15 protein-coding genes are annotated in these 18,593 nt (G+C 69.7%); 7 read left to right on the top strand and 8 right to left on the bottom strand.

The window, feature by feature from the left end; all coding sequences use genetic code 11:
- Positions 1–27 precede the first annotated feature (27 nt).
- Both R3A49_01065 and R3A49_01060 read left to right on the top strand, forming a co-directional pair.
- Entirely contained in the window at positions 28–1,239 is a 1,212-nt protein-coding gene (locus tag R3A49_01065) for an acyl-CoA dehydrogenase family protein (protein ID MEZ5169320.1), read from the top strand.
- 11 nt (positions 1,240–1,250) lie between these two features.
- Positions 1,251–2,819 carry an AMP-binding protein gene (locus R3A49_01060; protein ID MEZ5169319.1) on the top strand — a complete coding sequence of 523 codons (1,569 nt, stop codon included), beginning with the start codon at positions 1,251–1,253 and terminating at the stop codon, positions 2,817–2,819.
- A gap of 110 nt (positions 2,820–2,929) precedes the next feature.
- Here the strand turns inward: R3A49_01060 and R3A49_01055 are convergent, their stop codons facing one another.
- Entirely contained in the window at positions 2,930–4,051 is a 1,122-nt protein-coding gene (locus R3A49_01055) for an acyl-CoA dehydrogenase family protein (protein MEZ5169318.1), read from the bottom strand.
- Positions 4,052–4,146: 95 nt separating this feature from the next.
- On the opposite strand from R3A49_01055, the gene R3A49_01050 reads away from it, so the two are divergent.
- From R3A49_01050 to R3A49_01030, 5 genes are read left to right on the top strand one after another with little or no spacing between them, the layout of a single operon-like run.
- On the top strand, positions 4,147–5,364 hold the full coding sequence (locus R3A49_01050) for an acyl-CoA dehydrogenase family protein (GenBank protein MEZ5169317.1): 1,218 nt from the start codon (positions 4,147–4,149) through the stop codon (positions 5,362–5,364).
- Positions 5,364–6,203 (top strand): enoyl-CoA hydratase, encoded by an 840-nt coding sequence (locus R3A49_01045; protein ID MEZ5169316.1) that lies wholly within the window; start codon positions 5,364–5,366, stop codon positions 6,201–6,203. Before R3A49_01050 ends, R3A49_01045 begins: the two co-directional genes overlap by 1 nt.
- 3 nt (positions 6,204–6,206) lie before the next feature.
- Positions 6,207–7,433 (top strand): CaiB/BaiF CoA-transferase family protein, encoded by a 1,227-nt coding sequence (locus tag R3A49_01040; protein MEZ5169315.1) that lies wholly within the window; start codon positions 6,207–6,209, stop codon positions 7,431–7,433.
- A complete protein-coding gene (locus R3A49_01035; protein MEZ5169314.1) occupies positions 7,430–7,849 on the top strand; it encodes an OB-fold domain-containing protein in 420 nt (139 codons plus the stop codon). Before R3A49_01040 ends, R3A49_01035 begins: the two co-directional genes overlap by 4 nt.
- Positions 7,846–8,991: a thiolase family protein gene (locus R3A49_01030; GenBank protein MEZ5169313.1), complete on the top strand. Its 1,146-nt coding sequence runs from the start codon at positions 7,846–7,848 to the stop codon at positions 8,989–8,991. Before R3A49_01035 ends, R3A49_01030 begins: the two co-directional genes overlap by 4 nt.
- A gap of 13 nt (positions 8,992–9,004) precedes the next feature.
- Here R3A49_01030 and R3A49_01025 read toward each other — a convergent pair whose 3' ends face one another.
- The 7 genes from R3A49_01025 to R3A49_00995 form a co-directional block, all read right to left on the bottom strand.
- Positions 9,005–10,414 (bottom strand): ABC transporter substrate-binding protein, encoded by a 1,410-nt coding sequence (locus R3A49_01025; GenBank protein MEZ5169312.1) that lies wholly within the window; start codon positions 10,412–10,414, stop codon positions 9,005–9,007.
- Between the two features lie 38 nt (positions 10,415–10,452).
- Positions 10,453–11,307: a carbohydrate ABC transporter permease gene (locus R3A49_01020; protein MEZ5169311.1), complete on the bottom strand. Its 855-nt coding sequence runs from the start codon at positions 11,305–11,307 to the stop codon at positions 10,453–10,455.
- Positions 11,300–12,256 carry a sugar ABC transporter permease gene (locus tag R3A49_01015; GenBank protein ID MEZ5169310.1) on the bottom strand — a complete coding sequence of 319 codons (957 nt, stop codon included), beginning with the start codon at positions 12,254–12,256 and terminating at the stop codon, positions 11,300–11,302. The genes R3A49_01020 and R3A49_01015 overlap by 8 nt, the downstream gene beginning before the upstream one ends.
- The gene (locus R3A49_01010) at positions 12,253–13,359 is read right to left on the bottom strand and encodes an ABC transporter ATP-binding protein (GenBank protein ID MEZ5169309.1); all 1,107 of its coding nucleotides are present in this window, start codon (positions 13,357–13,359) and stop codon (positions 12,253–12,255) included. The genes R3A49_01015 and R3A49_01010 overlap by 4 nt, the downstream gene beginning before the upstream one ends.
- 145 nt (positions 13,360–13,504) lie before the next feature.
- Positions 13,505–15,517 (bottom strand): hypothetical protein, encoded by a 2,013-nt coding sequence (locus R3A49_01005; GenBank protein MEZ5169308.1) that lies wholly within the window; start codon positions 15,515–15,517, stop codon positions 13,505–13,507.
- 148 nt (positions 15,518–15,665) lie between these two features.
- A complete protein-coding gene (locus R3A49_01000; protein MEZ5169307.1) occupies positions 15,666–17,345 on the bottom strand; it encodes a CoA-transferase in 1,680 nt (559 codons plus the stop codon).
- 54 nt (positions 17,346–17,399) lie between these two features.
- Positions 17,400–18,494: an acyl-CoA dehydrogenase family protein gene (locus R3A49_00995; GenBank protein ID MEZ5169306.1), complete on the bottom strand. Its 1,095-nt coding sequence runs from the start codon at positions 18,492–18,494 to the stop codon at positions 17,400–17,402.
- Between the last annotated feature and the right edge of the window lie 99 nt (positions 18,495–18,593).

Raw genomic sequence — 18,593 nt, 5'->3', positions numbered from 1 at the left:
GCGGACACTCGGCGCTAATCTGCCGCCGTGCAGGCAGACGGAGCCGACCCTTTCGCGGAGACCGACGACCAGCAGACCCTGCGCGATCTCGCCCGCGGCGTCGCAGAACGCGAGCTGGCGCCCCGTGCGCGCCACTGGGACGAAACCGAGGAGTTCCCCGAGGCGTCGTGGGAGGCGCTGCGTTCCGCGGACCTGTTCGGCATCACCGTCGGCGAGGAGTACGGGGGATCGGGCCTCGGTGACGTCGAGTCGTCCATCGTGCTCGAGGAGCTGGCCCGGGTCGACGTGTCGTCGGCGATCCTGACTCAGCTCACCTTCAACGGCCCGCCCCGGGCGATCGAGCACCTCGGCAGCGACGACCTGAAGCAGCGGTGGCTCCCCCTGGCCGCCTCGGGTGAAGGGCTCTTCTGCATCGGCATCAGCGAGACCGAGGCGGGATCCGCCGTGAACCACATGCGCTCCCGGCTCGTGCCCGACGGCGACGGGTTCCGCCTCGAGGGCTACAAGAACTACGTGACGGGCGGTCACAAGGCGTGCGCCTGTCTCGTGTGGTGCCGCTTTCCCGGCAGCGAGGGAACCCGCGGCATCGGGGCGGTCGTGGTGGATCTCACCTCCGAGGGCGTGTCGGTCGCCGGCACCCACGACAAGATGGGGCTGCGCGGCACCTCCGAGGCCGAGTTGGCCTTCGACGGTGTACGGGTCGATCCCGGCGACATCCTGTTGCCGGGTGACCCGGGCAGCAGCGAGTCCTTCAAGACCCTGATCGGCCACATCAACCATGAGCGGTGTGGGAACGCCGCGATGTGCGTCGGTGCGGCGGCCGGCTCGCTGGAGTACGCGGTCCGCTACATGAACGAGCGCACCGTCGGAGACCGGAACCTGGCGTCGTTCCAAGGGCTCCAGTGGAAGATCGCCGACATGACGACCCGCCTCGAAGGCGCACGGATGCTTCTCGGGCGTGCGGTCCGCCTCGCCGGCCCGGGTGGCACTCCCCCGGCTCTGGAAACCGCCATCGCCAAGACGGCCGCCAACGAGGCGGCACGGTTCGTGTGCGACGAGGCCATCCAACTCCTCGGGGGCTACGGCTACTCACGCGAGTACCCCGTGGAACGTGCCTACCGCGACATTCGTGGCCTGCTCATCGGCGCCGGGACCGTCGAGATCCAGAAGAACTTCATCGGCGGACAGGTCCTGCGCGGCGCCACCACCACCAGCCCCGGCTGGATCGCCGGTCCCTGACCGGGGCCGGCATGTCCCCGCGACCGCTTCGTCCCACCTACGACGCTCCGGAGGCCGAGCGCTACACCGCCCCGGGTGGGCCGTGGGACGTCGCCGACCTCGACACGACCTTCTCGTCGGTGCCGGGCACGCCTCACCCCGCAGACGTTCTCGTCGACCCGTCGAACGGGCAACGCCTCGATGGCCCGGCTCTCGACGGCGCGGTCGGGGCGCTGGCGGGAGGACTTCGCGCGCGGGGGATCCGCCACGGTGACGTCGTGGCGTGGCAGCTGCCGAACATCCACGAGTCGGTCCTCCTCTTCCGCGCGTGCTGGCGCCTCGGGGCCGTCGCCACCCCGCTGCACCACCGCGCCGGCGAGTCCGATCTCGACGCGATGCTGTCGGCCCTCCATCCCGAGATGATCCTGGCCGGCGACGGGCTCCCCCTGTCGACTCGTGCCGATGTCGTGGCGGTACGCGGCGCCACACCGTCGTTTCCCGACCTGGTCGCCGCCGGTGAGCCCGTGACCGAGGCGTCGGCTTCTCCCGGCGATCCGGCGTTGGTGCTGTTCACCTCGGGCTCGAGCGGCACCCCCAAGGCAGTGCTCCACACACACCGGGCGCTGGTCTACAAGGCCCGCCGGATGGCCGAGGTCCATGGCCTGGTGCCTGATGACTGCGTCCTGATGCCCGCGCCGCTCGCCCACATCTCCGGACTGCTCAACGGTGTGCTCATTCCCGGCGTGATGCCGATACGCACCGTCCTCATGGACGTCTGGGACCCCGAACGGGCCCTCGGGCTCATCGAGGAGGAACACGTGAGCTTCATGATCGGGCCGCCCACGTTCTTCGTGACGCTGATGGACACACCGGGCTTCGACCCGTCGCGCGTCCGCCCCCTTCGTCTCGTCTCATCGGGTGGCGCCGGGGTCACACCGTCGTTCGTCCTCGACGCCGCCCGCAGGCTGGGTGCCCACGTGAAACGCACGTACGGCTCGACCGAGGCACCGACGGTCACGACGAGCGGGTCCGACGACGACGAGGAGACGGCTGCCCACACGGACGGTCGCTCCACGGGCGACGCCGAGCTGCGGATCGTCGATCCCGGAACGGGCGAGGAGCGGAACGCGGGAGAAGAGGGCGAGCTGTGGCTGCGCGGGCCGGAGCTCTTTGCCGGCTACCTCGATGCCGCACAGACCGATGCCGCCATCGTCGACGGGTGGTTCCGCACCGGCGACCTCGCGACTGTCGACGACCGCGGTCGGCTCCGCGTCGTCGGGCGGATGAAGGACGTCGTCATCCGGGGCGGTGAGAACATCTCGGCCTCGGAGGTCGAGGGCCTTCTCGAGGCGCACCCGGCGGTTCGCCAGGCGGTGGTCGTCGGTGTCCCCGACGAGACGCTGGGGGAACGGGTCGCCGCCTGCGTCGTCGCCGACGGAACGTTCGACCTCGACACGTGCCGGGCCTGGTTCGCCGAGTGCGGTGTCGCCCGCTTCAAGACGCCCGAGGTGCTGCGGACCTTCGAGGCGTTCCCGCTCCTGGCCGCGGGCAAGCCCGACCGCGCCGCCCTCGCCGAGATGGTGCGAAAACCCCGCCCATAGCCCGGAAAACGCACCAACCCAACGGGGCCGATGCGGAGATGGTGCGAAAACCCCGCCCATAGCCCGGAAAACGCACCAACCCGGCCGGGACGAGTGGAGCGGGGGTGGCGTCAGAGGACGGGATCTCCGGCCTCCACCTTCTCCCGCAGCAGCCCGGCCAGGCGCTGGCGGTGGTACGCGGCGTCACCGAAGGACACCTGGTCGAGTTGGGAGCGCTTCATGAACAGGTGGAGATCGTGCTCCCACGTGAAGCCGATTCCCCCGTGTACCTGGAGCCCCGAGTCCATGACCCGCTTCGCTGCGTCGGAGCACCAGATCTTGGCTGTGGATGCGGCCACCGGCGCCTCGGAGTCGGCGGCACCCAGTGCCCACGCGGCCCAGTAGGCCGACGAGCGCATCCCCTCGACGTCGACGAGCATGTCGGCGCAACGGTGCTTGACGGCCTGGAAGCTCCCGATCGGCCGCCCGAACTGCACGCGTTCCTTGGCGTACTCCACCGACATGTCGAGGACGGCTGACGCAGCGCCGAGCATCTCGACCGACGTGAGCGTGGCGGCAGCGTCGAGCACAGCACCCGCAGCATCGGCTCCCCCCAGACGGACCGCCGGCGTGTCGTCGAACTCGAGCCACCCGACCTGGCGGGTGCGGTCCATGGCCGGCTGCGGGTCGGGACGGCCCACCGTGTCGAGGTCGACGGCGTACAGGGCGGAAGGGGCCCGCTCCCCACCGTCAGCAGCCCTGTCGGTTGCGCACACGACGGCAACACCTGCGGCCGGTGCACCGACCGCGGGAGCCGTCCGTCCACTCAGGAGCGACTCGTCGCCACCCGCCGCGACGACGGCCGCGGACCGTGCGCTCCATCCGATCGCCGCTGTGGTCGTGCCACCGAGAAGGGCGCCGATCCAGGTGTCGAGCCCGTCGACGCCGTCCGAGCGGGCCGAGCGGAGCGCGTCGAGTGCCACGAGGGTCGGGAGCAACGGCACGGGTGCCAGGTGCCGGCCCGCCTCCTCGAGAACGACCGCCACCTCGACCGTGCCGAGCCCCAGCCCTCCTTCCATCTCGGGGACCGCCAGGCCCGTCCAGCCCTGATCGACCATCGCAGACCACAGTCCGGCGTCGAACCCCCCTGCGTCGGCCGCGGCGCGCACGGCCGTCGTGTCGGATCGCGCATCGAGGAGCGCAGACGCCGCCTCCCGTAGTGCCACCTGATCGTCGGAGAGCTCGAAGTCCACGTCAGGCCGATGCCCGTGCCGCACTGCTCATCCGTCGGACGGTACCGGCACGCACCGAATCGTGGCAACGGCGGAGTCGCCTACGATCAGGGCTGATGGACCTCACCGAGACCTCCGAGGAGCAGCAGTTGCGCGACGAGGTCCGGTCATGGCTGCGCGACCATCTGCCGTGGGAGTACGGCACCGGGCTCCCCCCGCGCTTCGACTCGCTCGACGAGGAGGTGGCGTTCGGCCGGCAGTGGCAGGAGTCCCTGGCCGAGGGACGGTGGGTCGGTGTGGCGTGGCCCGAGGAGTACGGCGGGCGCGGGGCGGGGCCCGTCGAGCACTTCCTCGTGACCGAGGAGCTCGCACGCGCACGCGCGCCGGAGCTCGTGGGGAGGATCGGCGTCAACCTCGTCGGCCCCACACTCCTCGCCAACGCCACCGAGGAGCAGAAGAGCCGCTGGCTCCCCCACATCCTCTCCGCTCGCGAGATCTGGTGTCAGCTCTTCAGCGAGCCCGGTGCGGGGAGCGACCTCGCATCGGTGGCGACGCGTGCCGAGCCCGTCGAGGGTGGTTGGCGCCTGTCGGGCCAGAAGGTGTGGACGAGCTACGCCCAGTTCGCCACCTGGGGGGTCTGCCTGGCCCGCACCGACGTCGATGCCGCCAAGCACCGGGGCATCTCGTACCTCGTCGTCGACATGCGGGATCCCGGAGTCGATGTCCGGCCACTCCGGCAGATCACCGATGAGGCCGAGTTCAACGAGGTATACCTCGACGATGTCTTCGTCGCCCGCGACAAGCTGATCGGTGCGGAGAACGAGGGGTGGACGGTCGCCAACTCCACCCTGTCGCACGAACGCGGGGTCAACCCCCGACAGCTCGTGATCCACATGCAGCTCCTCGAGGAGCTCCTCCGCCTCGGTCTCGACGATGGATGCTTCGATGACCACCGGATGCGGGCCCGGCTCGCCCAGGCCTTCGTGGAGGTCCGCCTCTTCCGCCTCCACAACCAGCGTACGCTCTCCCGCCTCGCGCGTGGTCTCCCACCGGGCCCCGAGGGGAGCCAGTTGAAGCTCTACTGGAGCGAGATGTCGAAGCGCCTCCACGAAACGGCCATGGCGGTTCTCGGCGATGCCGCACCCCTCTGGCTCGACGCCGCGGCCAACCCGGGTGGGGGGACGTGGCAGCGTTCGTGGCTCTACTACCGTGCGTCGTCCATCTGGGCCGGCACCAACGAGATCCAGCGAAACGTCCTCGGCGAGAGGGTTCTCGGACTTCCCCGGGAGCCCCGCCCCGATCCACCGAAGCAACCGGCGAAGGAATCGGCCTGATGCCCGAGACCGTGCGCTACGGGGTCGACGGCGCTGTCGCGACCATCACGCTGAACCGTCCCGACGTGGCCAACGCCCAGAGCTCGGAGCTGCTCGACGCTCTCGATCACGCCTTCACGGCGGCCGACAACGACGACGCCGTGCGGGTCGTGGTCCTGGCAGGCGAGGGCAAGCACTTCTCCGCCGGCCACGACCTGAAGGAGATCCTGGGCAAGACCGACCACTGGTCGAAGATGCGCGACACGGCCGAGGGGAAGCTCCACCACGAGCAGGTCATGTACTACGACCGCTGCATGCGGATCCACGACTTCCGCAAGCCGACCATCGCCGCGGTGCAGGGAGCGTGCAGCGCAGCCGGACTGATGCTGGCCGCCATGTGCGACCTCATCGTGGCCGCCGACGACGCCCGCTTCTCCAACCCCGTCCTCCGCATGAGCGGCGCCGGTGTGGAGCTGCTCATCGAACCGTGGGAGCTCGGTGCCCGCCAGGCCAAGGAGTTCCTGCTGTGCGCGCAGACCCTCGGCGCCGAGGAGGCCCGGCGCCTGGGACTGGTCAACCGCGTGGTTCCGCGTGCCGACCTGGAATCGGCGGCGCGCGCCATGGCCGACGAGGTCGCTCTCGTCCCGCCGGTCACGGCGCAGGCCGTGAAGGCGACGATCAACCACGCCACCGAGCTCCAGGGCAAGAAGCAGTCGTGGCGGCACCACTTCATGGTCCACCAGTTCGTCAGCAACACAGAGACAGCGCTGGATGCCTCCCGCCAACGTGGTGACGGCTCGGACATGAGCCGGATCCGCGACGAGCAGCGCGGCAGAGCCGCCGACGAAGAGGCCGACTGACCCGTGACGTCCGACGGGCCACTCACCGGGCTCCGGGTCCTCGATCTCGGGACGAGGATCGCCGCGCCGTTCTGTGCGGGCCTCCTCGGTGAGCAGGGGGCCGACGTCGTCAAGATCGAGCAGCCCGGCACCGGCGACTTCATGCGGGAGATCGGCCCGTTCGAGGACGGCTACTCGCTGTTCTGGGCCGTCGAGGGCCGTGGTCGGCGCAGCGTCGCCCTCGACCTGCACACCGACGACGGCCAGGACATCCTGCGGCGCCTGGCCGACACGGCCGACGTGCTGGTGGAGAACTTCCGGCCCGGGACCCTCGAGCGGTGGAACATCGGACCCGACCGGCTGCCGGACTCCCTCGTGACGGTGCGGATCTCGGTGTTCGGCCAGGACGGCCCGTCCTCATCGCGGCCCGGGCTCGACCGCCTCGGTATCGGCTACGGCGGTCTCCTCCACCTCACGGGGGAGCCCGACCGCCCGCCGGTGCGGCCCGGCGTCACGATCTCCGACTACCTCACTGGGGTCTTCACCGCCCAGGCGGCCACCGCGGCGCTCTACGCGCGCGACGCCCGCGGTGGCTCCGGGGCCGTCATCGACGCCGCGCTCTACGGTTCGGTGCTGCGGGTCCTGGAGTGGACACTGGTGAGCTACGACCGGCTCGGGACGGTCCGCACCCGGCAGGGGAACCGTCTCGACAACTCGGCACCGCTCGACAACTACCCCACGGCCGACGGCCGCTTCGTGTGCATCGTGGCCGGCTCCGACACCAACTTCGCGCGCCTCTGTCGAGTGATGGGTCGCCCCGAGCTCATCGACGACGGTCGCTTCGCGACTCTCGCCGCACGGGCGGAACGAGCCGACGAGATCAACGGGATCGTCGCCGACTGGGCCCGCGGGCTCTCGGCGGGCGACATCGAGAAGCGCTGCATCGCTGAGGACGTCCCCGTCGCCACGGCCTACACGGCCGCCGACATCTTCGCCGACCCCCACATGGCGTACCGCCACGACCTCGTCGACGTCGACGACCCCGTGCTCGGGGTCGTCCGGCAGCAGGCACCGTTCCCGAGGTTCGTGGGTCACTCCGACCCGACACCGACGGGCGCGCCGGTCCTCGGCTCCGACACGCGCAGTGTGCTCGGCGACCTGGGCCTCGACGAATCCGATCTCGACGACCTCGAGGCGGCGGGTGTGATCGCCACCGGCGCGGCAGCGGCCAACGCCCGGACGACACCGTGACATCCCCCGGCTTCTATCCCGTCCACGAGGGGCTCATCCGCCTCGGGCCCGACGGCCCGTCGCTCATCACCGGTCGGTGCGCGTCGTGCGACCGCCTGCACTTCCCCCTGCTGCCGACGTGCCCTTACTGCGCGGGTGACGACGTCTCCGAGACACTTCTCGCCGGTGAGGCGACGCTCTGGAGTTGGACGTCCGTGCTGCGCGAGCCCCCCGGATACCGGGGGACCGTCCCGTTCGGCTTCGGCGTCGTGGAGCACCCTGCCGGGATCCGCCTCGTCACCCGTCTCACGGAGGCCGATCCCACGAAGCTGTCGGCCGGCATGCCCATGGTGCTCGTGACAGACGAGCTCCACACCGACGAGGGCGACCGTGCCGTCAGCACGTACGCGTTCGCGCCCGTGGGGGACACGCCGTGACGCCCGGCGTGGCGGTTGCCGGGGTGGGGATCCACCCGTTCGGTCGCTTCGACGGCATCGGCGTCACCGGGCTCGGAGTGGCGGCGGTTCGCCGGGCCCTGGCAGACGCGGACCTGCTCTCCTCCGGCGCACCACCGTTCCAGGCGGCGTTCTGCGCATCGGTGTACTCCGGCGTCGCCTCGGCCCACAAGGTCCTCGGATCACTCGGCCTGACCGGCATGCCGATCTTCACCATCGAGGCGGGCTGCGCAAGCGGTGGAGCCGCTCTCTCGCTTGCCTCGGACGCGGTCCGGTCTGAGAAGTACGAGACGGTGCTCGTCTTCGGGATGGAGAAGATGCCGGCCGGGATGATCCGGTCGAGCTTCTTCGAACCGTGGCGCGAGGAGGCCGGCCTCGCCGCGACCCCCGCGTACTTCGCTCTCAGGGCACGCCGACTGATGGAGACGGCGGGCCTCACACGCGAGAACCTTGCCGACGTCTCCGTCAAGAACCACGCCAACGGGGTTCACAACCCCGACGCCATGTTCCGGAAACCCTTCACGCGCGAGCAAGTTCTCCAGTCCCCGATGGTCTGCGACCCGCTGACCCTCTACATGCTGTGCTCCCCGAACGAGGGTGCGGCAGCAGTCGTTCTTCGGCGCTCGACCGGCGAGCGCGGCGAGGTTCTCCTGGCGGCCGCCGAGGTCCGGTCGCACCTGCCGGGCGGCGTTCTCGGCGAGGCCACTCCCCTGTCCGGACTCGTCGACGACTCGATCCCCGCCCCCACCACGCTCGCCGCCGATGCCGCCTACGAGGCCTCCGGGATCCCGCCGGGCGACCTCGACATCGTCGAGTGCCAGGACACCGACTCAGCCCGCGAGCTGCTCTCCTACGAGGAACTCCGGCTGTGTTCGCCCGGCGAGGCCGGTTCGTGGATCGAGAGTGGCCACACGGCACTCGACGGCCCCCTGCCGGTGAACCCCAGTGGCGGGCTGCTCTCCAAGGGCGAGCCGCTCGGGGCGTCGGCACTCGGCCAGATCGTCGAGCTCACCCACCAGCTACGCGGTGACGCCGGCCCGCGTCAGGTCGACGGAGCCCGCGTGGCGCTCGGCCACACCGTGGGCCGTGGAGCCAACGCCGGCGTGGCGATCCTCACCCGCTAGGTAGTGCGACGCACTAGTTCAACTCGTTGTACTGGGTGATCTCGTCGTCGGCGCCGGCTGCAGCGCTCGCCAGCGCATCGGCGGGCGACTGGCCCTCGCCGAGCATCCTCTCGAACGAGGCGATGATCACGTCGCGCACCTCACGGTACGGACCGATCACCGGCCCCTCGATGGCGACGTTGTCTTCTCCGCCCTGGAGTTGGTCGTAGGCCACCTTGAACTCCGGCTCGCCGGCCCAGAGTTCCTGGATCTCGGGCATGTCGACCGCCGATTGACGGATCGGGATGTAGCCCGTCGCCACCGACCAGGTGGCCTGCTGCTCGGGCTCGTTGAGCCAGGTCATGAACCGCCACGCAGCTTCCTGCTCGGCGTCGGAGCCGGCGTTGATCATGTAGTTGGCACCCCCCGCCACGACGGCGTTGGGCTCCTCGCCCTCCAGGTTGGGCCGCGGCCCGACAGCGAGGGTGACGTTCGGGAACTGGCCCCCTCCCAGAACACCACGAATCGTCCCCAGGGCGGCGGTGGTGTCGATCGTCATCGCCGCCTCGTCGGAGCCGATCGACAGGAGGTTGTCGAAGTTGCCGCCCTCGGGCGAGCCCGTGTTGAGCGCGAGACCGTCGGCCACCATGTCGTTCATCCACTCGTAGACCTCGAGCGAGGCGTCGTTGTCGAAGCTCGACGCCGTGGCGCGCTCGTCGCGGCCGTTCCCGTTGTTCACGAACTCCTCGCCGACCGACGCCGTCATCTGCTCGAGCCACCACGGGTCGAGCTTGAGGGCGAACCCCTTGTCGGCCGCACCGGCGTCGACGATGGCCTGCGACGCCTCACGGACCTCGTCGAGGGTTCGTGGCGGGGTGTCGGGGTCGAGCCCGGCTTTCTCGAACGCCTGGGCGTTGTAGTAGAGAAGCAGGTTCGAGACGTTCCACGGCATGGGGTAGAGCGTTCCCTGGACCGTGTAGAAGTCGATGGTCTTCTGGATGTAGTCGGAGAGGTCGTAGTCGTCGGCCTCCACACACGCCTGGGCCGGCAGCACCGTCTGGCTGTCGATCATGGCCTGCGTGGCGGTGTCCTCCAGCTGGATGAGATCGGGCAGGTCGCCACCGCCGCTGACCGCCGCGGTGTACTTCTTGAGGGTGTCGGCGTAGGAGCCCTGGTAGACCGCCTCCACCTGGATGTCGTCCTGCGAGGCGTTGTAGTCGGCCACGAGTGACTCGAGCGCCTCGAGGTTGGCGTCGGTCATCGCGTGCCAGAACGTGATCTCGACCGGACCGCCCGCCTCGTCGACGGCCCCGATGGGGCAGTCGGAAGCCGCCGTTCCGCCTCCGTCGCCACCACTATCCGAGTCACTTCCGCTGCCGCACGCGGCGAGTGCCAGCACGGCCACGAGAAGGAGGGCGAATCGTCGAATCCACCGGATCGGCATGGTCGGTCTCCTCGGTTTCGGGGCCGGCGCGCTCGGCGTCAGCCCTTGACGGCGCCCGAGGTGAGCCCCCGGACGAGTTGCTTCTGGAACACGATCAACAGGACGAAGATGGGGATGGCGGCGATCACCGTACCGGCGAACAGGACGTCGAGTCCTGCCGCGCCCTCACCCTTGAGGGTTCGCAGACCGATCTGCACCGTCCGGATGTCCTCGTTGTCGGCGACGAGCAGCGGCCACAGGTACTGGTTCCAGGCCAGGAGGAAGGAGAACACGGCGAGTGCGGCCACGGAGGGCCGCACCAACGGGACGGCGACACGGGTCATGAAGCGGAAGTGGCCGTAGCCGTCGAGCGCGGCGGCGTCGCGCAGGTCACGGGGCACCGAGAGAAACGCCTGGCGCATGAGGAACGTGCCGAAACCCACGGCGAGGAACGGTGCGGCCATGGCCTGGTAGGTGTCCTGCCAGCCGAGTGTCTGGATCGTCTGGAAATTGGCGACGAGGGTGACCTCGATCGGGAGCATCATCGTGGCGAGGAACGCGATGAAGAGCGTGCTCTTGAACGGGAACCGCAGCACGGCGAACGCGTAACCGGCGCAGATCGACGTGCCGACCTGGCCCACCATGATGATCGTGGTCACGATGGTGCTGTTGACGAGGTAGCGACCGAGACGACCGTTCGTGAAGGCCTCGGAGTAGTTGCTCCACTGCGGGTCGGTCGGGAACAACTTGGGCGGCCGGCCCAGAATGCCGTCGAGGGGAAGCAGCGAGTTCACGACCGTCACATAGATCGGGAACAGGACGACGAACGCGGCCGCGACGAGACCCACGTAGCGCAACACGAGGAGCGCGCGCTGCCCGAGGGTCCTCTGCGCCCGGGCCGCCCGCCTACTCACGACCGGCCTCGTAGTAGACGCGTCGCTCGAGGAACCGTAACTGCACGAGCGTGAGCACGAGGATGATGACGAACAGGATCACGGCCTGTGCGGCCGCGCGCCCGGGTGCCTGACGCGACGTGCTCACGATGTTGAAGACGATCACGTCGGTCCTGTTGTTGGGCCCGCCACCCGTGAGGAGGTCGATCTGTCCGAACGACTGGAAAGCGTTGATGGTGAGCACGACGAGCGAGAAGAGCAGCGTGGGCGACAGCAGAGGGAATGTGACCCGGCGAAAGCGCGTCCAGGGGCCGGCGCCGTCGACGGTGGCGGCCTCGAGGAGGTCGTCGGGAATGCTCTGGAGACCGGCTGACATGACGATGAAGGTGACACCGAGACTGAGCCACACCGTCGTGGCCGACACGGCGACGAGAGCCCACGTCGGGTCGTTGAGCAGGTCGATGTTCGTGTCGAGGTAGTAGTTGATGAGACCGATCTGCGGGTTGAGAAGCGTGATCCACATCACCGACGCGACCGCCACCGACGTCGCAACGGTCGACGAGAAGACCGTGCGGAACACTCCGATGCCGCGCAGCCGCTGGTTGGCCAGCAGCGCGAGGCCGAGGCCGAGGATCATGCCCGGGATCACCGTGTAGAGGGCGAAGAGGCCGGTGACCTCGAGGCTGTTGTGGAAGCTCGACGAGGTGAGAACGTCCCAGTACTGCTCGAGCCCGACGTACGTCTCCTTCGTGCGGAAGCGGTTCGTCTGGAACATCCCGTCGCGCACCGTGCGCACGAACGGGTAGTACGTGAAGACACCGAACACGATGATCGACGGCAACAGGAGAGCGAGCGCGTAGAAGCTCTCGCGGCGACGTCGGGAGAAGCGCCGCCGGCGGGGCTCGGGCGGGACCCCGCTGTCGGCGGGCTCCACTGCCGGCGGGGCAGGTGGAACGGTGGCAGCCGTCACGCCTGCACGTCGCTCCTCGCACCGGTGTCGATCCGCGCGCCGGTGTCGGGATGGAACACGTGGATCTGCCCGGGATCGGCATCGAGGCGGACCCGGCCACCCTCAGCCGGCGCCGGGTCGTCGATGACCTGCCGGACGATCACGAACGGAGGCCCGGCGACGTCACAGATGATGTGACGCTCGTGCCCCAGGGACTCGACAGCGACCACCGATGCCTCGATCGGACCGTCCTGCGAGATCGTGACGTGCTCGGGACGCACCCCGATCGTCAGCTCATCGGCCCCCTGGGCCGCAGCGGCCAGCTCCGCGCCGAGGGGAACGGTCCCTCCCCGCAACCGGACACCGGCTTCCGAGCCGTTGCGCACGACCTCGCCGGTCATCGTGTTCATCGGCGGGTTGCCGATGAACCGGGCCACGAAGAGGTTGGCGGGCTTCTCGTAGACCTCCTGAGGCGGCGCCACCTGCTGGAGGACGCCGCTGTCCATGATGGCGATGCGCGTGCCCATGGTCATGGCCTCGACCTGGTCGTGCGTGACGTAGATGACCGTGGCCTCGAGGCGACGGTGGAGGTCGACGAGCTCGGCGCGGGTCTGGACGCGGAGCTTGGCATCGAGGTTGGAGAGCGGCTCGTCCATGAGGAAGACGGCCGGTCTGCGCACGATCGCCCGCGCGAGGGCGACTCTCTGGCGCTGCCCACCCGAGAGCTGCGCCGGCCGTCGGTCCATCAACTCCGACAGGCCGAGGGTCGCGGCGGCCTCCTTCACGAGGACGGCCCGCTCCTCCCGGTCGACCTTGCGGGCCTTGAGCGGGAACTCGATGTTGGCGGCCACCGTCATGTGGGGGTACAGGGCGTAGGTCTGGAACACCATCGCCGTGTCGCGGTCGCGGGCGTCGACGTCGTTGACGACCTGGCCGGCGATCGACACCGTCCCGCTGTCGATGTCCTCCAGGCCGGCGATCATCCGCAGAGCGGTGCTCTTGCCACACCCCGACGGCCCGAGCAGGACGAGGAAATCGCGCTCGGCGACGTCGAGCGACATGTCGTCGACCGCCACCACGTCGTCGAAGCGTTTCGTGACCCCGTGCAGTTCGACCTGGCCCACCCGGCACTCCCTCGCCGCAGTCTGCGCTCCGGGCAGAATATGGGTTCACCGCCCGCTGCGCGCTGATGGGAGGCGACGGCGCGCCCGGGTGCTGCCCGGTGTGGGGCCACCTCGTCGGGCCACCCCGTTGCGCTCGTCGTCGGGACTACGCCGTCGGTGGCGGGTTCGTCGGCGAGTAGCCGCCGAAGTCGGGGTTCACCTGCGTGTCGTCGGAGGCCCCCGTGAGGCGCTCCAGGGCGTCGAAGACGTCCTGGGCGAGGTCCCACCCCGCGGAGTTGGTCTCCTCGTAGTGATCCTCGGGATGGATGCCCAGCTGATTGCCGATCCCCTGGCCGTAGCGGCACCCCTCGGCGATAGCCGCGGCCGCCTCCTCGTTGTAGTTGTCGGCGAGGTAGGAGTCGTCGGCGGCCGCCGCGTGGCACTCGGCGCCGGGGATGGCGTCGGGCAGCGGGAGTTCACCGGCGTCGTGGAGGTCCTCACACGTTCCCGGCGCACCACCGATCAGCTCGATGTCGGCGGTGCAGGTCATCCAGTAGTCACTGATCGGCACGATGTAGCCCAGTTGGTCGTTGCCGAGCCCGATCATCCACACGTACTCGTCGTCGACCTGGTTGCGCACATATCCGGGAATGGCGAAGTCGTCACCGAACGCGTGGGCCTCGGGCTCGAGGTAGTAGCGGCCCGGATCCTCCCGGAAATCGGCCGGGAGCCCCATCGTGAGCGTCGACTGGATCTCACCCGGGATGAACACCATGCCGATGGGGCCGATCTCGAGCTTTCCGACCTCGGTCTGGATGAACTCACCGCTGCGCACCTCCAGGTCGAGGTCCTCGTCGGTCTCGGTCTCGGAGCCCGTGTCGGTGCACGTCTCCTCGTTGGGCTCATCGCCCTCGCAGGTGTAGAGGACGATGGGCTCGTGGCCGAGGCCGGAGTAGCCGGTGTTCTCGTCGACGACCCCGAGGACCCGGAAGCCGATGTTCGACACGCGCGTGTAGAACACCTCGCTGTCGAAGTGCATCGTGGCGTCGTCGAGCACGACCCCCTCCGAGTCGATGAGGTCGAGTGCGGCCAGGCCGAGCTGCTCCCCGATCACCGCGGCGCGACGGAAGTTCTGGTCGACAGGAGTCTGCGCGTCCCCCGGGAGGTCGGCGCCGTCAGGGACGGTGTAGCCGTCGCCGACCGGGTGCTCGTCGTCGACCTCCCATACGGGAGCACCGAGGGGTGTGAGCAGAGCGCCGATGGCGCCGTTGGCGAAGAGCGCCTCTCCTCCCACGGTGTCTTCGATGACGCGCGACATGTGCCCCGGGTAGTCGGCCGTGTAGTAGGCGTTCTCGGCCGAGCAGCCGGCCTGCTCGCCGAGGGCCTCACAGTCGGCGTCGGGCGCGGCGATCTCCCAGTTCAGGGTGACCTCGGGGTGGTTGCTCCAGTTGACGAGGGTGGCGATGACAGCGCCGTCGTCGCCCACGGCCTGGAGTACGTTGAGCACGGGGTCGATGACCTGCGGGTCGCGGGTGGAGGTGACGCCGAAGTAGTGCTCACCCGACGCGGTGGTGAGCGTTGCCGGCTCCACCGACGTGACGGCATCGACGACGGCGTCGGCCCAGCGGTCGAGAGCCGAGTCGTACCACGCGTGGTTCACCTGGAACGCCGTGTCGGGACCGTGGTGATTGTGGCTGGAGGCCACCTGGACCTGCACGCGGTCGACAACGTCGGCGGGGAGACGCTCAGCCACCAGATCGCGCAGGGCGTCGATGTCGGGGCGGAACACCATGTAGAGGTCGTTGGTGGCGATGACCTGGATGGCGCCCGTGTCGGGGTCCTCGATGGCGAGCGCCTTGGCGCGCACGTCGTCACGGACCCAGTGCGCCTCGGGGGCGCCATTGCCGACGGCGACCCGGCCGGCATCCCACTCCTGCACGAAGTTGCCGAGCGACGTGGCGTCGTCAGGACCGGGGAGCCCCTCGAGGTACGCCTGGCCTCCGTCGACGAGCGGGAGCACCGACGTGCTCGCAGCCCCGACGTTCACGCGGGCGACACTCTCTCCGGCCACCTCGGGCTCACCGTCGACACTGTCGTCGGCGCGGTCGTCGCCCGACGAGGTGCAGGCGGCCGCGACCAACGCGGAGACCAGGAGGAGAACTGCAATCCGGGTCCGCACCTGTGACCTCCACGTTCGACTGCGCTCCACCGGGCTGGTCCCGTGGACGACGCAAGAGTAGCCGAGATGCCTAAAGTGGACAAACCTCTCCATTGAGGCTGGCGATACGCCCCATGGTGGGAATCATGCCACTATGAGTGAGACCAGGTCAGCCCGGGCGGAGGAACCAGCCCCGTGGATCCCACGAGCGCAGCGCCAGGATCTCGCTCGACGTGGGCTCGGCCAGCTCCGCCACGGTGTCGGCGACCTGCAGGTCCCAACCGCACGAGGCACGGGCGGTGCTCACGCGCTCGGGAAGTGGGGCGGGCCCCTCGGGAACGGCGGTGAGGACGAGCTCGGTGTCGTCTCCGTCGCCCGTCCTCTCGAGGATGCCGAGGTCGGTGACCACGGCACGCACCGCCCGGCCCGGCGAGGTGACGTAGCCGCAGTCGGCGGGGGTCCGCTGCCGCGTGAGCGTGGCGACGACGATCGCCTCGTCGCACGTGCTGGCCGTGTCGTTCCCCCCGCCCGAGCCGACGAGGAACGGGCCGCCGGGTACGAGCGTCGAGTTGATGTTGCCGAACCGGTCGACCTGCGCCGCTCCCATGCAGGCAACCGTCGTGGTGCCCGGGCCCGCGACGAGGGTTCCGAGCACCATGTCGGCGTCGCCGAGCATCGTCGATGTCGGGAAGTTGCGGTGGTTGAGCACGAACGGATCGGCCGGCGTGGGCTCGTAACCCCACAACCCGATCTCGGCGGTGAGCTGTACGTCGGAGCCCTCCGCGCGTGCTTTCCCGACACCCAGCCACGCGGCGAGATTCGCGACGCCGGCACCCGCCAGGACGGCGTCGGCGTGCAGGTCGTGGACGCGCTCGACGAGGTGGCGCGCGCCGAACACCGCGGCGGCCTCCCAGGCGTTGACCGGTGCGTCCTCGTCGACGGGATGGGCCTCCATGTCCTGGTGCCACGACTCCCGGTCGGCACGCTCGAGCAGCACCTCGATCCTGTCGCGGCCCAGCTTCTTCACGTATCCCCGGTGCCCGTCGACGTCGAGGACCCAGTCGTGGATCCAGTCGTCGAAGTCGTCCTCGCGGGAGCGGTTGCGGACCTCCACCCAGAAGTCGTAGTCCTCCCCGTAGCCGGTGACGGGAAGTCCGGCCGCGAACAGCCCGCCGGGATGCGCGCCGAGGGGCGCCTCCACGACGGCCAGCGTCCGGTGGGCGGGGATGCGGATCAGGTGCGCCCACGGCCGGAGGTTCTCGACGACCCGCTCGACGGTGACGACAGCCCCCCTCCTCGCGGCCAGGGCACCCCACACACCCTCCAGGAGCGGCGGGTGGATCGCGACGTTCCCGTGCCGGTCGGCCACGGGCGCGTGCAGCACGGCGACGTCGGGTCGCAGGGGAGAAAGAAGGCCGACCTCTCCGAAGTCGGTGTCGATCCGGGTGTAGTCGGAGTTCTCGGCCATCGACGACCCGGCCAGTGATCGGGTGGTGACGGCGGGGAGCCCGCGCGCAGCGGCCTCCAGCCGCTGGGCGAACGTGAGGAACGACCAGTGCTCGACCTCGACCCGGCCCTCGGAGTAGGCCGCGGCGAACACCGGATTCGGCGTGAAGTTGGGGAATGTGTCGCCCGAGTAACCCGTCACGACCCTGCGGACCATGCCGCCGCGGAAGAACAGCGTGCCGAGGCTCGACAGGCTCAGCATCACGAGCTCGAACGCCGGATCCCTCTTCCAGAACTGCCGGACGATCTCGAAGGCACCGGCGCTCCAGCGCGTGTGCCCGACCACGAGATGGAGTGAGTCGCCGGGGTGGACGTTCTCGGCGACGGCGTCGTGCAGCGTCACCGTCCCGGGTGCCGGCCGATCTGGGGTCACGAAGCAGCCACGGGCCGGGGTGGCTCAGGCGTCGGCGAGCACGAGGGAGGCCAGGCGATCGCGCTGCCAGCCCTGGTAGCCGCACAGGAGGTCGTTGACCTTCGCGCGCTTGTAGAACCAGTGGGCGTCGCAGTCCCAGGTGAAGCCCACACCGCCGTGGATCTGGATGTCCTGGCCCGACACGAAGACCGCCGCCTCCCCCACGAAGCCCTTGCACATGGCGGCCGCGTGCTCACGCTTGGGGTCATCGGCGTCGGAGGCCCAGGCGGCGTAGTGCGTGCCCACCCGCGCCAGCTCGACCGCCTGGAGCATGTCGACCGCCTTGTGCTTGATGGCCTGGAAACTGGCGATGGGCCGGTCGAACTGCACACGCTCCTTGGCGTACTCGACACCGAGGTGCCACGCGGCCTCGGAGGCACCCACCGACTCGGCGGCGAGCATCACGGCGCAGTCGTCGACGATCCGGCGCCAGAGCGCGGCGTGGTCGCCGACGGGACCCACGGGCTCGGCCGGTCGGTCGGACATCTCGAGGCGTGCCGCTTTGCGTGTCGGGTCCATCATTGGTACGGGCTCTCCGGCCGGCTCCTCGACGAGGAAGGTGCCCAGTCCCTCCTCGGTGCGTGCCGCCACCAGTGCCCAGTCGGCGGTGTGCCCGTCGAGCACGACGGGCTTCGTGCCCGTGATGACCCACTGCGCACCCTTCCGTCGCGCGCGGGTACGAACACGCTCGACGGGATCACCGGCGCCCGACTCCTCCACCGCCACCGTCCCCCGCTTCGACCCCTCGGCCAGACCCGCCAGGAGCTCGTCACAGCCCAGCGTGCGTGCGGCGAGGGTGGCGGCCACGGCCGACGAGAAGTACGGACCGGGATAGGCCACCTTCCCCATCTCCTCGAGGACGGCGACCATGTCGACGAGACCGAGGCCGAGCCCGCCGTGCTCGGCCGGAACGAGCAGTCCCGGCCACCCGAGTCCGACGAGGTCGGACCACTGCCCGTCGGTGATGCCGGCGTGGTCCTCCGCCATCGCCGCGCGGTAGGACGCAGGGGCCTCGCGCTCCAGGAAGTCGGCCACAGCTGAGCGAAGGTGGTCCTGGTCCTCGGAGAACGTGAAATCCATCTGCTCCGTCCCGACTCGCGATTTCCAGACTTGACGTACGGTCCATGATGCCCCGTGTCGTGCACGGCCTCGAGGAACCCGGTACGACGTTAGTCATCG

The organism is Acidimicrobiia bacterium (assembly GCA_041394025.1).
GTDB lineage: Bacteria > Actinomycetota > Acidimicrobiia > IMCC26256 > JAOSJL01 > JAOSJL01.
This window is presented reverse-complemented; position numbering and strand designations above follow the sequence as displayed.